Here is a 15,222-nt window from a genome sequence, read left to right on the forward strand (position 1 = left end):
CTGGTGGGGAGAGGCTATGCATGATTCATTAACCATCGCGCTATTGCAGGCGCGGGAAGCGGCGATGTCTTACTTCCGCCCGATTGTGAAGCGGCATAACCTGACCGAACAGCAGTGGCGGATTGTGCGTGTGCTGGCTGAACATCCGTCGATGGATTTCCACGATCTCGCGTTTCGGACCTGTATTTTGCGCCCGAGCCTGACGGGCATTCTGACGCGCATGGAGCGCGACGGACTGGTGCTACGCTTAAAGCCGGTGAACGACCAGCGCAAGCTGTACGTGTCGCTGACCAAAGAGGGGAATGCGCTGTACGAACACGCCCAGGCGCAGGTGGAAGAGGCCTATCAGCAGATTGAAGCGGAATACACGTCGGAGAAGATGAAGCAGCTGACGGCGCTGCTGGAAGAATTTATCGCGCTCGGCAACCGACATATTGCCGAACGCGGGGAAGAGGAGTAACTCAGCCCTCCGGTTTTGCCAGGTGGATTAGCGTGTCGATACGCGCGGGAGAAAGCGGCTCGCGCGGCTGCGGCAGTTGCCAGCCGTACAGCCAGCGGGCGCTGGTGGCGCAGGTTTTTCCCTGGCACGCGCCCATACCACAGCGCGAGGCGAGCTTTGCCGCCTGCCAGCTTTCGGCATGTTGCACATCGCCACAGCGCACATCTTCGCAGCGGCAGAGCAGGGTGTCGGCAGTGATAACGTCTTTTAATGATTCCGGTAAGGCGAAGGTGGTATGAAGCGCCCGGGCAAAACGCTGCCAGCGTGCGCGGGTTGCGATGGCTTTTTCTGCTTTCCCGGGGTTATCCGCCGCGCTATAACCTGCAATTTCCCCTTCTGCCAGCGCCAGTTCGCTGCCGCCAAAACCGGTGCACTCCCCCGCAGCATAGATATCCTGCACGCTGGTGCGTTGAGAAGCATCGACCCGGATAGCCTGATTTTCGGTGGTGCAGCCGAAGAGAAGACCGGGTTCAATATTGGGCACCAGTCCATAGCCGATAGCCAGCCTGTCGCATGCTATCTCACGTGTTTTCTCCCCGTGACGCACGGTCACAGAATGAAGATGTGTCTCCCCACGGGCATGGGTGACCTGGCTTGCCGGGTGATAGTGGGGCGGAAAAAGCTCGCCGAGCTGGAGCAGTTTTTCTGGCCAGCGCCAGAGCCCAGCCGCGAACCGGGCCAGCGCGCTCACTGGTGCCTGTTCGATGATGGCAACGATATTTCCGCCTGCGCGTTTCACCGTACCGGCGACCGCCAGCAGCAGTGGCCCGCTGCCAGCAATGACGACCCGCTCGCCGTTGAGCGGCAGGCCATGTTTAATCTGTGCCTGTAGCCCACCAGCTCCCGTTACGCCGGGAAGCGTCCAGCCAGGAAACGGCAGGGAGAGTTCCCGTGCGCCGCAGCATAGAATTAACCGCTGCCAGCGGATCTCACCGCAACTGTCTGCGGTTTCAAACACCACGGAATGCGGTTCAGAGCGGGCAATCAACCGGGCACCGTTCAGCAGCGTAATGCCCGGCTGTTCCGCCACTGCCTGACGCAGGCGTAAGGCGCGAGGAGGCAACGAAACCTGCGGGCCATCGCGCCAGATTTGCCCCCCAGGGTGCGGGTTGTCGTCAAGCACCATCACCGACTTTCCACAGCGAGCGGCGGCCAGTGCCGCCGACAGCCCGGCTGGCCCGGCACCGAGGATAAGGATCTCGCACTCAAACGTTCGCATGTTGGCTCCTTTCAATCACCATATCGGGCTGACATTCCGTCTGGCAGGCCAGTACCCGTCGTCCATTCACCGTGACGCGACACTCCTGGCAAACGCCCATACCACAGAAGGGGGCGCGCAGCTCACCGCTGACCGAACGTCGCGTCACGCCGCTACCCGTGAGTGCCAGCGCCGCTGCGATGCTGATGCCAGCAGGAACGTCGCACGGTTTGTCTTCGATAATCAGGTTCAGGGTCGTCATGCAATGGCCTCCTGTTTTTGCAGCCGCGCGGGGAGCCAGGCATCCGGTGAAACGGGCGGGCGTTCGCCGAGGATTTGCGCGCAGAGCAGTTCGGCGGTGGCGGGGGCAGTGGTGACGCCCAGCCCTTCGTGCCCCAGGGCCAGCCAGATACCCGGCCGGGCAGGATGCGGGCCGATGAGCGGGTTGCCGTCTGCCGACGCGGCGCGAAAGCCGCTCCAGCAACGAATGATATTGAGGTTCTCCAGCGAGGGGAGAAAATGACGCGCGCGCGCCAGCATGGTGGCCAGAAGCGGTAAATCCAGCTCGCGGTCGGTATTGTCGAACTGGCGGGAAGAGCCAATCAGCAGCTGCCCGGTGGGGCGCGGCTGGACGTTAAACGCCACCGAGGTGCCGCCCGCATGGGCGCTGGCACCGTATCCCAGCTCGACCAGCTGGTGGCTGAGCAACGGGGCGTAGCGATCGGTGATCGCCAGCTGGCCTTTTTTCGCCCGTAGCCAGTTTTCGCCAAGCAGCGCGTTGGCCCCCAGACCGCAGGCGATGACGATGGCGCTCGCACGCAGGCGCTTGCCGCTGTGCAGGGTGACGTAGGGGGCATCGACTGCGAGGGCGCGGTCACGAAGATGCGTGACATCGGCATCATCAATTAACCAGCGGGCGACGTTCGGCGCGTAGACAATCCCGTCTCCAGGTACCCACAGCCCGCCGCTGAGCCGGGAGGTGAGCAGGGGTTCACGTGCGGCAAGCTGGTCGCGGGTCTGCATGTCGCTGGCGACCTGGTGTTGCGCCATCCGCCGTTGTTTTTCTTCTGCCAGTTCAAGCTCCTGCGGTGTTTCCGCCAGCCACAGCGTGCCACACCCGCGCCAGGCGCAGCTTTCCGGCATCCGGGGCGTCAGTTCCCGCCAGCGTGCCAGAGACCAGGCTGAAAGGGTAAGCTCGGCGGGGTCGTCATCCATGCACACCAGATGTCCCATCCCTGCCGCCGTTGCGCCCGCGTTACCGTCGTCGATCAGCGTGACCCGCTGCCCGCGCTTTGCCAGTTGCCAGGCACTGGCGGCACCGATGATCCCGGCACCAATGACAATGACGTCTGTGTCGGTCACAACGTAATCCCCCAGCGGAACGGATCGTCAGGATTGAGGATCAACCGGTTATCGCCGCAGACCCACGCCTCACCACGGATCGTCGGGATGATCTTGCTACTCTGTGGCATGAAATGGGCGGTAAATTCGCTGCCGATGATGCTCGCCTGCCGCCAGGTTTCTCCCGGCCTGAGTTTGCCGTCTTCTGCCAGACAGGCCAGCTTGGCGCTGGTGCCGGTGCCGCAGGGCGAGCGATCCCAGGCTTTTCCCGGGCAGAGCACAAAGCTGCGGCTGTCTACCCGGTCATCCTCCGCGAAGAGTTCAATATGGTCGATAATGCCGTCATGTTCGCCACGAATACCTGCACGTTCTAACCCTTCCCGGATCGCCCAGGAATACTCCGTTAACTGCGGGATCTTGTCCGGCGTCACTGCAAAAGGATGATCGTTGACGAGGAAGAACCAGTTTCCACCCCAGGCGATATCCCCCGTGACCGTACCGTGAGCGGTTTCAACCTGCACCTGTTTGCGCCAGCGATATGCCGGGACGTTTTCTACCGAGACGCTGCCGTCTTCGTGCAGCGTGGCGGTCACATCACCCACCGGGGTTTCAATCAGATGTTTGCCGGGTTGAATGCGGCCAAGCCAGGCCAGCGAGGCGACAAGCCCGATCGTCCCGTGACCGCACATGTTCAGAAAACCGCTGTTGTTGAAAAAGATGACCCCGGCGGTGGCCTGCGGTGATGCCGGCTCGCACAGCAGGGCGCCGACCAGGACATCGTTACCGCGTGGCTCAAGAATAATGGCTTTGCGCCAGTCGTCGTAGTCGCGGGCGAAACGGTCCCGGCGCTCGGCCATGTTTCCTGCGCCCAGATCCGGAAAACCGTCGATGACCAGGCGGGTCGGTTCGCCGCCGGTGTGGGAGTCAATTACTCTCAGTTCGCTGTGCTGCGCTGTCATGGGATCTCCGGAAAGTTAACACCTTGTTGCTAAATGCTGGCGTAAGGCCGGGATTCCTGCTTGATCGCTTTCGTCACCAGAAATGACGAAATCAGCACAGTGACCGGTTTCACCCTAAAGTGAAATTCATATTTATTTCTTATTAATCATTCTGTTGGTGGTGTGGTAAACCAAAAAAGGCGACTGCGCCAGTGGATGAAACAGGGTAAATCATAAACCTGTGGCAGGATCGCAAAACGCGGTAAGGGCGCTTGATGAGTTAACGAAAAGTTAATAAAGATCCAGCTCACTGATCGGGAGGAAGCGTTATGTCCTGTGTGATTGATGATGCGCTGGCACCCTCGCCAGCACTGGAAGTGACTGAACTGAGCCAGATTTGTGAAGGGCTGGCGCGCCAGCGTCCGGACAATATCCAGACTTTGCTTCATGCGATGGCGTTGATTGCGCCGCTGCTCAATGCCATTCCTAATGTGGTGTTTTTTGTTAAAGACGTGCAGGCGCGCTATCTGATGGTCAATATGACCCTGGCGCGTCGCTGCGGATTTAAGACGGTGGCTTCGCTGCTGGGGAAAACCTCTGCCGATGTTTTCCCTTCCGCGCTGGGACAGGGCTATACCGAGCAGGATATGCGGGTGCTTCGCGAAGGGGTGACGCTGCGCGATCAGCTGGAGATGCATCTCTATAACGGCCGTGAGCGCGGCTGGTGTCTGACCCAGAAACTGGCGTTGCGGGATGCGCAGGGCCAGGTGATCGGCATGGCGGGCATTTCACACGACTTACAGGAGGCGCAGGCGCGACACCCGGCGTGGCAACGGCTGGCGATCGTCGACGATCATATCCGCAAGCATTACCACCGGCCGATCGCCATGGAGGAGCTGACCACGCTGAGCGGTATGTCGGTGGCGCAAATTGAGCGCTACTGTAAGCGCATTTTTCACCTCACCCCGCGTCAGATGATCCACAAAGTCCGTCTGGAAAAAGCGACTGAGCTGCTGGCGGGCGATACGCCGATTACCGATATTGCCCTGCAATGTGGCTATACCGATCACAGCGCCTTTAGCCGCCAGTTCAAGGCCATGACCGGCTCTACGCCGCGTGATTTTCGCGTCACGCTGGCCGGGTAAGACAAACGCACTGTGCTAATTTCGTCATCAAAGAGGAGGAAAACCACCAAGCCGTCGGACGCCTGAAACGTCAATCTGTCAGTGAATATTCACCATTCATTCACTTTGATTTAACAAATTGACGACAAGGAACCGAACATGAGCAAGAAAGCCATTCACTGGAGCGGTGTATTCCCGGCAGTCAGCACCCAGTTTCGCAGCGATTACTCTCTCGACCTGGATGCCACCCATACGGTGATGAAAAACCTGGTCAAGGATGGTGTTTCCGGCCTGGTGGTGTGCGGCAGTGTGGGCGAGAACACCTCGCTGACCACGCAGGAAAAGCTGCAAATTATCGAAGTGGCGAAAGACGCGGCGGGTGGCCAGATCCCGGTTATCGCCGGTGTCGCAGAATTTACCACCGCCTTTGCGCAGAAGATGGCGAAAGAGGCCGAGCGCGTGGGCGTCGACGGTATTATGGTGATGCCTGCGCTGGTTTACTCGTCAAAACCGCATGAAACAGCGGCTCACTTCCGCAGCGTGGCAACCGCTACTGACCTGCCTATCATGGTGTACAACAACCCGCCAATCTACAAAAACGACGTGACGCCGGACATCCTGGCGACGCTCGCCGACTGCGACAACATCGTCTGCTTTAAAGACTCTTCCGGGGATACCCGCCGCTTTATCGACCTGCGTAATTCCGTTGGCGACCGCTTTGTGCTGTTTGCCGGGCTGGATGACGTGGTGGTCGAGAGCATCGCCGTGGGGGCGGAAGGCTGGATCTCGGGGATGTCGAACGCGTTCCCACGTGAAGGGGAGACGCTGTTCCGCCTGGCAAAACAGCAGCGCTATGAAGAAGCGATGGCGCTCTACCGCTGGTTTATGCCGCTGCTGCATCTGGATGCGCGTCCGGATCTGGTGCAGTGCATCAAGCTTTGCGAAGAGTTGCTGGGGCGCGGCAGCGCGATTACCCGTCCGCCACGCCTGGCGCTGGAAGGGGAAACCCGTGCGCAGGTGGTAGCGATTGTCGAGAAAGCGCTGGCGACTCGCCCACACCTGCCTGACGTCGGCCTTTAAGTAAAGGAGTGACGATGACTTTATCTCTCTCTGTAACAGGCCAGCAGTTTATCGCCGGACGCCGCGTGGCAAGCGGTGAGGCGACGCTGCCAGGCCTGCGTGCCGCTGACGGTGAACCCACCGGATACCGCTTTTACCCGGCCTCCCGCGAGGAGGCCGCCGCTGCGGCGCTGGCGGCTGAACAGGCATTCCCGATCTACTCGCAGACGTCACCCGAGGTGCGCGCCCGCTTTCTCGAAACCCTTGCCGACGAGCTGGATTTACTCGGCGAGGACTTTTTCGCGATAGCCCACCAGGAGACGGCGCTGCCGCTGCCGCGCTTGCAGGGAGAGCGCGCCCGGACCAGCAATCAGCTGCGCATGTTTGCTGGCGTGCTGCGTCGGGGTGATGCCTTCGGCGTGCGCATTGATACCGCACTCCCTGCGCGTCAGCCGCTACCGCGCCCGGATCTGCGCCAGTATCTGACGGCGCTGGGCCCGGTGGCGGTATTCGGTGCCAGCAATTTCCCGCTGGCTTTCTCCACCGCAGGGGGCGACACCGCCTCTGCACTGGCGGCGGGCTGCCCGGTGGTGGTGAAAGCCCATCCGGGGCATATGGCAACGGCGGAGCTCACCGCCCAGGCCATTGTGCGTGCGGTGGAGAAAGCCGCCCTTCCTGCGGGCGTGTTTAACATGATTTTCGGCACCGACATTGGCGCAGAGCTGGTGCGTCATCCTGCGATCCAGGCGGTCGGGTTTACCGGTTCTTTGCGCGGCGGTAAGGCGCTCTGGCAGCTTGCGCAGCAGCGTCCGCAGCCGATCCCGGTCTTTGCGGAGATGTCAGCCATTAACCCGCTGATTATTCTGCCGCAGGCGTTAGCCACCCGGGCAGAGGCTCTGGCGAAGGAACTGGTGGCCTCTTTTACCCTCGGCAGCGGGCAGTTTTGTACCAAGCCCGGGCTGATCCTGGCCTTGCGTGGCGAAGGCATGACCCGCTTCACGCAGACGCTGAAAGAGGCGGTGGATCAGTCTCCGGCACAGACCATGCTCAATGCTCCGACGCTTGCCCACTACGAAGAAGGTGTCCACGCGTTTGAGGCGCATCCCGCGATTCAGCGGCTGGCAGGCACTGATGATTTTGTTAGCGGACGCGCGCAGGCTCGCCTGTATCAGGCCCCGGTTTCGCTGCTGCTGGCGCAGGATCCTCTGTTGCAGCATGAGGTGTTTGGCCCGCTGGCGGTGCTGGTGGAAGTGGCTGACGAGGCTGAAATGCAGGCCGTTCTGCGTGCCATCCAGGGCCAACTGACGGCAACGGTGCACGCCGAATCCGATGACGGCCCGCTGGCACAACGCCTGCTGCCTGCCCTGAGTGAAAAGGCCGGGCGCGTGTTGTTCAACGGGTATCCGACCGGCGTGGAAGTGTGCGATGCGATGGTGCACGGCGGCCCGTGGCCTGCCACCACCGATTCACGTGGGACCTCCGTCGGAACAAAATCCATCGAACGTTTTCTGCGTCCGGTGTGCCTGCAGAATGTGCCCGCTACACTGCTGCCGCCTGCTGTCCAGGATGCTAACCCTCTGAACCTGCTGCGCCTGATTAACGGGCAGTGGACCCGGGAAGCCATTTCCCCCTCTGTTGACTGAAGGGCATGACCATGACGATTCACTCTACGCATCAAACATCGTCCCGCGTTGTTGAGTCAGGGAAATTTAAAAAGCAGCTCACGTTAACCGATCTGACGTTTATTGGTCTTGGGGCTATCTTCGGCTCCGGCTGGCTGTTTGCTGCAAGCCATGTGGCCTCCATTGCCGGGCCAGCGGGTATTGCCTCGTGGGTTATCGGCGGGATTGCCGTGCTGCTGCTGGGGATTGTCTATTGCGAACTGGGGGCGGCACTGCCGCGCGCCGGGGGGATTATCCGCTATCCGGTGTTTTCTCACGGCGAGCTGATGGGGTATCTGCTGGGTTTTATTACGCTGATTGCGTTCTCCAGCCTGATCTCCATTGAGATTGTTGCCGCGCGCCAGTACGCGGCCGCCTGGTTCCCGATGCTGACGCAACCAGGCTCAAGCGACCCGACGCTGCTGGGCTGGGTGGTGCAGTTTTTACTGCTCTGTTTCTTCTTTGGCCTGAACTACTACAGCGTAAAAACGTTCGCCCGCTCCAACAACATCATCAGTATTCTGAAGTTTCTGGTGCCGCTGGCGGTTGTCGTCACCCTGTTTACCTTTTTCAAGCCTGAAAACCTGCACGTTCAGGGAATTGCGCCGTTTGGCATGTCAGGCGTTGAGGCGGCGATCAGCGCCGGGGGGATTATTTTTGCCTATCTGGGGCTGACACCGATTATCTCGGTGGCGAGTGAAGTGCAAAATCCGCAGCGGACCATCCCGGTTGCGCTGATTTTATCTGTGGTGTTGTCGACCATTATCTACGTGCTGTTGCAACTGGCGTTTCTTGGCAGTATCCCAACCGAAATGCTCGGCAGCGGCTGGGCGGAAATCAGCAAACAGTTCTCGCTGCCGTACCGCGATATCGCCATTACGCTCGGTATGGGCTGGCTGGCATTTATGGTGGTGTGCGACGCGATTGTCTCCCCGAGCGGCACCGGCAATATCTATATGAACGCCACACCGCGCGTGATTTATGGCTGGGCGAAAGCGGGGACGTTCTTTAAGGCGTTTACTCACATTGATAAAGAGTCCGGCATTCCGCGCCCGGCGCTGTGGCTGACTTTCGCCATGTCTATCTTCTGGACGCTGCCGTTCCCGTCCTGGGAGCAGTTGATTAGCGTGGTGTCGGCGGCGCTGGTACTGAGCTATGCCATTGCCCCTGTCACGGCGGCGGGGCTGCGCCGTAATGCGCCCGATCTGCCGCGCCCGTTCCGCGTGCGTGCCTTCGGGATTATCGGCCCGGTGTCGTTTGTGATTTCAGCCCTGATTGTCTTCTGGTCTGGCTGGGGGACGCTGTCATGGTTGCTGGGGTTGCAGATTGTGATGTTCGTGGTCTACGTGCTGTGCAAAGCAAAAGTGCCTGTCCACACGGTGAGTCTGGCACAGCAGGTGAAATCTTCCCTGTGGTTAATCGCTTTCTACGCGCTGATTATGCTGTTCTCGTGGCTGGGTAGTTTTGGCGGCACAGGGGTGATTGGTCATCCGTGGGATACGGTGGTGGTGGCGGTGATGTCGCTGGGTATTTACTACTGGGGCGAGCGAACCTGTCTGCCGCAGGCTAACTTTACCGGAGACGAAGAAGAGTAGAGGAGTCAGTCATGGAGATGGTAAACCTCTCGTTAACAGAGGCTTATGCGCTGGCATTTAACGTGCTGCGCGGGAACGGATTCAGCGAGGCGCACGCCGCCGCGGTGGCGAAAAACGTCACCCACGGCGAGCGCGACGGCTGCGCCTCGCACGGTTTGTGGCGGTTGCTGGGTATTGTCGAAACGCTGCGTAAAGGGAAGGTGTCACCAGACGCAGAGCCGGTGATCACCGATACCGCGCCCGCCATCGTAAAAGCGGACGCTGGTGGGGCATTTTCCCTGCTGGCGTTCGAACGTGCGCTGCCGCTGCTGATGGAAAAGGCGCGACACAGTGGTATCGCCGCACTGGCGATTAACCGTTGCGTGCACTTTTCTGCTCTGTTTGCTGACGTCGAACCGTTGACGGAGGCCGGTCTGGTGGCGCTGGCGACCACGCCGAGCCATGCGTGGGTCGCCCCTGCGGGTGGCACGCAACCGCTGTTTGGCACGAACCCGATTGCTTTTGGCTGGCCGCGCGGCGATAAGCCGCCGTTTATTTTTGATATGGCCACCAGTGCGGCGGCGCGGGGTGAAATCCAGCTGCATCAGCGCGCGGGTAAACCCGTGCCGGAAGGATGGGGTATTGATGCTCAGGGCAACCCGACGACCGATGCACAGGCTATTCTCGACGGCGCGATGTTGACCTTCGGTGGGCATAAAGGATCAGCGCTGGCGGCGATGGTGGAGCTGCTTGCCGGGCCGCTGATCGGTGATATGACCAGTGCGGAATCGCTGGCGTGGGATAACGACGCAGGCGGCCTGCCTTACGGCGGTGAACTGATTCTGGCGCTTGATCCGACGCGTTTTCTGGGGGACGCTGCCACAGTCCATCTGGCCCGTGCCGAGACACTCTTCAGCGGGATGACGCAGCAGGGGGCGCGTTTGCCGGGAGAGCGCCGCTATCAATCTCGTGAGCGCGCAAACCGTAATGGCCTGGAGATAACCCTCACACTTTTCAAGGACATATCTGAGCTGCTGAAATCATCATCGTGATCATCAACACAAGAGGAGGGAAATAGTCCCTCTTCTCAGTACGTTTTTCGTAAAGTTTTCCCTTTCCAGGCCGAAAATTCTGTTATCTGTCTGATGGAAAGAGAAAACATGTTAAACCGTATCAAGATTGTCACCAGCCTAATGCTGGTTTTAGCGATATTTGGCCTTTTACAACTCACATCCGGTGGTCTTTTCTTTAACGCTCTGAAGAATGACAAAGAGAACTTCACCGTCCTGCAAACCATTCGCCAGCAACAATCCACGCTGAACGCCAGCTGGGTGGCGTTGCTGCAAACCCGTAATACCCTGAACCGTGCGGGCATCCGCTATATGATGGATCAGAGCAATATCGGCAGCGGTGCGACCGTTAACGATTTGATGCAAATTGCATCTGTGTCTCTGAAACAGGCGGAAAAAAACTGGGCTGCGTACGAAGCCCTGCCGCGCGACTCGCGTCAAAGTGACGCAGAAGCGATGGAAATCAAACGTAACTACGATATCTATCACGGTGCGTTGGCGGAGCTGATTCAGCTGCTGGGCGCAGGCAAAATTAACGCCTTCTTCGACCAGCCGACTCAGAGCTATCAGGACGGTTTTGAGAAGCAGTACGTAAACTACCTGCAGCAGAACGACAAGCTGTATCAGATTGCGGTCGAAGATAGCAACAGCTCCTTCAGCCAGGCCATTTGGGTACTGATTAGCGTACTGATTGTCGTGCTGTTGGTGATCGTGGGGGTCTGGCTGGGCATTAAGCAGGCATTGATCTCTCCGCTGACGCGTCTGATCGACAATATTCGCCATATCGCCAGCGGCGATCTGGTGAAGCGCATTGAAGTCGAAGGCGCAAATGAGATGGGCGAACTGGCTGACTCGCTGCGTCATATGCAGGGTGAGCTGGTGCGTACCGTTGGCGACGTGCGTAATGGCGCAAACGCCATTTACAGCGGTGCAAGCGAAATCGCGATGGGCAATAACGATCTCTCCTCCCGTACTGAACAGCAGGCTGCTTCTCTGGAAGAGACCGCTGCTAGTATGGAACAGCTGACGGCGACCGTTAAGCAGAACGCCGAAAACGCCCGTCAGGCAAGCCATCTGGCGCTGAGTGCATCTGAAACGGCGCAGAAAGGCGGCAAAGTGGTGGATAACGTGGTGCAAACCATGCGTGACATCGCCGGAAGTTCGCAGAAAATTGCCGACATTATCAGCGTAATTGACGGCATCGCTTTCCAGACCAACATTCTGGCTCTGAACGCGGCGGTAGAAGCGGCGCGTGCGGGCGAGCAGGGCCGTGGCTTTGCAGTGGTGGCAGGTGAAGTTCGTAACCTGGCACAGCGCAGCGCCCAGGCGGCACGTGAAATTAAGAGCCTGATTGAAGACTCTGTTGGCCGTGTGGAAGTGGGCTCTACCCTGGTAGAAAGCGCCGGGGAAACCATGGGTGAGATCGTGAATGCGGTGACCCGCGTCACCGACATCATGGGCGAAATTGCGTCTGCATCTGACGAACAGAGCCGCGGTATTGACCAGGTGGGTCTGGCAGTGGCTGAGATGGATCGTGTTACCCAGCAGAACGCCTCGCTGGTGGAAGAGTCTGCCGCGGCCGCTGCGGCGCTGGAAGAGCAGGCGAGCCGTCTGACCCAGGCTGTCGCGGTGTTCCGCATTCAGCAGGAGCAGATGAAGGCGCGCGAGTTCGCTTCAGCGAAAACTGTTGCAGCACCCGCAATGTCGCGTAAAGCGGCAACCGCTGATGCCGGCGATAACTGGGAAACGTTCTAATTAAGTGACAGGCGCATGGCACAGCGGGATTCATACGCTAGGCCATGCGCCACTTCATCATCTCTTTTCTGACGCAGTTCTGGCGTCAGCTCAGCAATTTGTTCAAACCCCAACCGTGCATAGAACGGTGCGTTCCACGCGACGTCCCGGAACGTCGTCAACGTCAGCGACGCCAACCCTAGCTTACGGGCATGGTCAGCCACACAGGCGATGAGCTGCCGGCCAATCCCTTTTCCCTGCCAGTCCAGAGCGACGGAGAGCTCCACAATAAACAGCGATGAAGAATGCGCTTCGGTGAGGATAAACCCCACGGGGCGGTTATTCGCCTGAGCCAGCCAGCTTTGCCCGCGTTCGGCATACTCAAGGTGCTGCTCAGCGGAAATAACCTCGCCATCGGCAAGCCAGGCGAGCTCCGGATAGCGTCGAAATCGTTCGCCCGCCGCGCGTTCAATGGCGAGCAGGGCGAAAACGTCGTCACAGCGAGTTGGCCGAACGGTTATGTTAAGGGGGACGATCATTAGCCTGCATTACTCACAATTTTAATTTCGACCATGCCGACCCCCAGCTGACGCGGTGAATGGCCGAGGATATTCCCGTCATTCGTGGACTGTGGGTCTGGCGGCACAATCACCAGGGTATTGCTGCGGGATGGATTCTCAAAATGCAGCGTGTGAGTGGTCACTTCGTTTCCAAGCGTTAGCGTCTGCTCTTGATCACCCACGCGCACGGGCACGGGCTTATTGGCATTGGAGCCATACGCCCTGGCCGTGATCACCAGGTCGAATTGTTCTGGCAGGGGATGGGTGTACTCAATTTTCACCTCGTTGCCCAACTGCGCATTTGACCAGCGTCCCCAGGACTCCGGACGCGAGATGCCGCTAAATTGTTTCACCTCTTCCGGCGCGCCGGCCACGTTAAAGATAAAGCTGTCCGCCTTGTAGCGAATATCGTTATCGACGATTTTCAGCATGTCGACGTTGTGCTGATAGCGTGCGGTATCAATCACCGTGTCTTTAAATGCGGTTTTTCCTTTCCACTGAGGTTTATCCACATGCTGCACGGTTTGCTCTCCGCCAAGCTGTCCCTGAGAGACACACCAGTCGGTAGAAAGCGCCAGCGGCTGAGACCAGAGTTGGCCCATTTTGTAACACTTGTCGACCCAGACGAAGTTATCGCGAGGGGCAAAGTCAGCCAACTGGAAACGCAGCGGGGCGGAGTACTCACTTTCCGGCAGCGGTTCGACGCGATTATCCGATACACGCACCAGCAGCGGCAGACGGAAGTTGCTGCCCGAGAAGGCAATCGTGTTTTTATTTTGATCGATGGTGAAGTCTTTCATCTCTTTCGGGAAGTTCCACAGGCGGATGATGTCAGGCTTCCACGCGAGGATTTTTTCCTTCATGTTGAGGAAGACTTCAGACAGAGATTGCCCCGACAACGTGCTGCGGCCAAGACCAATAAAGTTGTCTCCGCCCAGAATGTCCAGCACCGTCGCACCGTTATCCATTGAGTTACGTCTGGTGGCAATCACCTCCTGTTGCGGCTGGTCGCCGCGAAGCACGAAGAACAGATTGCTGCGATCCTGCTTGTTGAGTTGATCCCATGCGCTGTTTTTCATCGCCAGGTGGTCAGACGAAACGACGATGACGGTATTTTTAAAGTACGGCGAGGTTTTGATTTTCTCGATCAGTGCGGCGATATGCTCCTGGCTACAGGTGACGGCGCTGAAAGACTTGTTGTTTTTGCCGTCGATATCATAGCTTCTGCGTTTACAGGTGCGTGAGACAAACCCGTCCGGGTGGTGCGTATCCACCGTCAGAGCAAAGAGGGAGAAGCGCTTGCCCGAACGAGAAAGTTCCTCGAATTTCTTCCAGGTTTCGTCCAGCACCGTATCGTCGTAGAAGCCCCAGTCGTTGCGGTAGTTTGGATCGGCAACTATCGTTTTTAACTCTTCTGAGCCATACAGGTGGTCAAAACCGTGGGACTTCAGGAACACATCTTTTCCGGCAAAGCGCAGGTTCGCCCCCTGGACAAAATAGTTTTCGTAGCCGGAGTTTTTCAGGATATCGCCCAGGCAAACATTCTGCGGGAAGAATGTCGACATTGAGGCTGAGGCGTTACCTTCAAAAGGTGCGAACAGCGGGATGCCACACTGGGAAGCAACCATTCCGGCGATAGTATAATCCGTGCCGGGCAACTGCATGGTGTGGCTGAAATCGAGACCTTCGTTTTTCAACGCGCCCAGCTCTGGTGTCAGGTTCGGGAACGCGTCGTCATCAAAGTACGTACGCTCCAGACTTTCACCGTAGATATAGACCAGGTTGAGTTTCGGGTTGGCGATCGTTTTCGACGGTTCTTTGTAGTAGGCCACGAAATCTGGATCGCCATCGCGCGACTGGGATTTTACCAGCTCAGTGATCTGATGGAATGCAGGACTGGCATCGACAGAGGCCAGTGCCAGGAAAAGTGCCAGCAGGCTGTAACCATGATGGTGCGGATGATGGCGACGTCGACGCAGCACCCAGGCCAGTGCGCCAAAAATCGCCACCAGCACGACAATCAGGCCCAGCCCTGGAAGAATATACTTACCTACACCTGCGCCTGTCAGGCTATTCGTCAGGGTGTAGAGCACCGCATCGTTAATCCCGTCACCGGTAAAGTAATCGCTGGCGTATAAGGTAATGTTTAAAATAATAAAAATGCCAAGTACCACCAGTGTGGCAATAAACCACCAGGTGTTACGGCCGGCTTTCCAGGCATAAATACCGACAGAAGCCAGAAAAAGGATAAGGGATATTAATTCTGACAACAGCATATCCTCATGACGCCAGGTGCTTCGCTGGCTAACTGTATATTTTTTAGGTACTACAATGTAATTGCGATGTCGTTTAGCTGCAATTTTAGTGTCACGAAAGTGTGTTGTTGTTAGGATTTGGTTTAGAAAACCGTTTTTTTGAAGGTGCTCGCATCCTGACAAACGGACGCTGAGATGGTGACAGGCAG

General features: G+C 58.3%; 13 protein-coding genes. 7 read left to right on the forward strand and 6 right to left on the reverse strand.

Annotation, left to right across the window (positions count from 1 at the left end; all coding sequences use genetic code 11):
- The first annotated feature begins 16 nt into the window (after positions 1–16).
- A complete protein-coding gene (gene hpaR / locus HED65_RS15400; protein WP_114979219.1) occupies positions 17–460 on the forward strand; it encodes a homoprotocatechuate degradation operon regulator HpaR in 444 nt (147 codons plus the stop codon).
- 1 nt (position 461) lies between these two features.
- Here the strand turns inward: hpaR and HED65_RS15405 are convergent, their stop codons facing one another.
- The 4 genes from HED65_RS15405 to HED65_RS15420 are packed head-to-tail and all read right to left on the reverse strand — an operon-like array spanning position 462 to position 3,997.
- On the reverse strand, positions 462–1,718 hold the full coding sequence (locus tag HED65_RS15405; RefSeq protein WP_114979220.1) for an NAD(P)/FAD-dependent oxidoreductase: 1,257 nt from the start codon (positions 1,716–1,718) through the stop codon (positions 462–464).
- Positions 1,705–1,959, reverse strand: coding sequence for a (2Fe-2S)-binding protein (locus HED65_RS15410; protein WP_114979221.1), 255 nt, complete (start codon positions 1,957–1,959; stop codon positions 1,705–1,707). Before HED65_RS15410 ends, HED65_RS15405 begins: the two co-directional genes overlap by 14 nt.
- Positions 1,956–3,059, reverse strand: coding sequence for an NAD(P)/FAD-dependent oxidoreductase (locus tag HED65_RS15415; RefSeq protein WP_114979222.1), 1,104 nt, complete (start codon positions 3,057–3,059; stop codon positions 1,956–1,958). Before HED65_RS15415 ends, HED65_RS15410 begins: the two co-directional genes overlap by 4 nt.
- Complete coding sequence (locus HED65_RS15420) at positions 3,056–3,997, reverse strand: 4-hydroxyproline epimerase (protein ID WP_114979223.1); 942 nt, start codon at positions 3,995–3,997, stop codon at positions 3,056–3,058. The genes HED65_RS15415 and HED65_RS15420 overlap by 4 nt, the downstream gene beginning before the upstream one ends.
- 308 nt (positions 3,998–4,305) lie before the next feature.
- On the opposite strand from HED65_RS15420, the gene HED65_RS15425 reads away from it, so the two are divergent.
- The 6 genes from HED65_RS15425 (at position 4,306) to tsr (ending at position 12,219) form a co-directional block, all read left to right on the forward strand.
- Positions 4,306–5,121 carry an AraC family transcriptional regulator gene (locus tag HED65_RS15425; protein ID WP_114979224.1) on the forward strand — a complete coding sequence of 272 codons (816 nt, stop codon included), beginning with the start codon at positions 4,306–4,308 and terminating at the stop codon, positions 5,119–5,121.
- A 138-nt stretch (positions 5,122–5,259) separates the two neighbouring features.
- Positions 5,260–6,180, forward strand: coding sequence for a dihydrodipicolinate synthase family protein (locus HED65_RS15430; protein ID WP_114979225.1), 921 nt, complete (start codon positions 5,260–5,262; stop codon positions 6,178–6,180).
- 14 nt (positions 6,181–6,194) lie between these two features.
- A complete protein-coding gene (locus tag HED65_RS15435) occupies positions 6,195–7,802 on the forward strand; it encodes an aldehyde dehydrogenase (NADP(+)) (RefSeq protein ID WP_114979226.1) in 1,608 nt (535 codons plus the stop codon).
- Positions 7,803–7,813: 11 nt separating this feature from the next.
- The gene (locus HED65_RS15440) at positions 7,814–9,415 is read left to right on the forward strand and encodes an APC family permease (protein WP_049007401.1); all 1,602 of its coding nucleotides are present in this window, start codon (positions 7,814–7,816) and stop codon (positions 9,413–9,415) included.
- An 11-nt stretch (positions 9,416–9,426) separates the two neighbouring features.
- The gene (locus HED65_RS15445; protein WP_114979227.1) at positions 9,427–10,446 is read left to right on the forward strand and encodes an Ldh family oxidoreductase; all 1,020 of its coding nucleotides are present in this window, start codon (positions 9,427–9,429) and stop codon (positions 10,444–10,446) included.
- A 108-nt stretch (positions 10,447–10,554) separates the two neighbouring features.
- The gene (gene tsr / locus HED65_RS15450) at positions 10,555–12,219 is read left to right on the forward strand and encodes a methyl-accepting chemotaxis protein (protein WP_114979228.1); all 1,665 of its coding nucleotides are present in this window, start codon (positions 10,555–10,557) and stop codon (positions 12,217–12,219) included.
- On the opposite strand, the gene HED65_RS15455 is transcribed toward tsr, so the two are convergent.
- Entirely contained in the window at positions 12,216–12,737 is a 522-nt protein-coding gene (locus tag HED65_RS15455) for a GNAT family N-acetyltransferase (RefSeq protein WP_114979229.1), read from the reverse strand. The genes tsr and HED65_RS15455 overlap by 4 nt on opposite strands.
- A complete protein-coding gene (gene opgB, locus HED65_RS15460) occupies positions 12,737–15,028 on the reverse strand; it encodes a phosphatidylglycerol--membrane-oligosaccharide glycerophosphotransferase (protein WP_114979276.1) in 2,292 nt (763 codons plus the stop codon). Before opgB ends, HED65_RS15455 begins: the two co-directional genes overlap by 1 nt.
- Between the last annotated feature and the right edge of the window lie 194 nt (positions 15,029–15,222).

The organism is Pantoea sp. LS15, from assembly GCF_012241585.1.
Taxonomy (GTDB): Bacteria; Pseudomonadota; Gammaproteobacteria; order Enterobacterales; family Enterobacteriaceae; genus Enterobacter.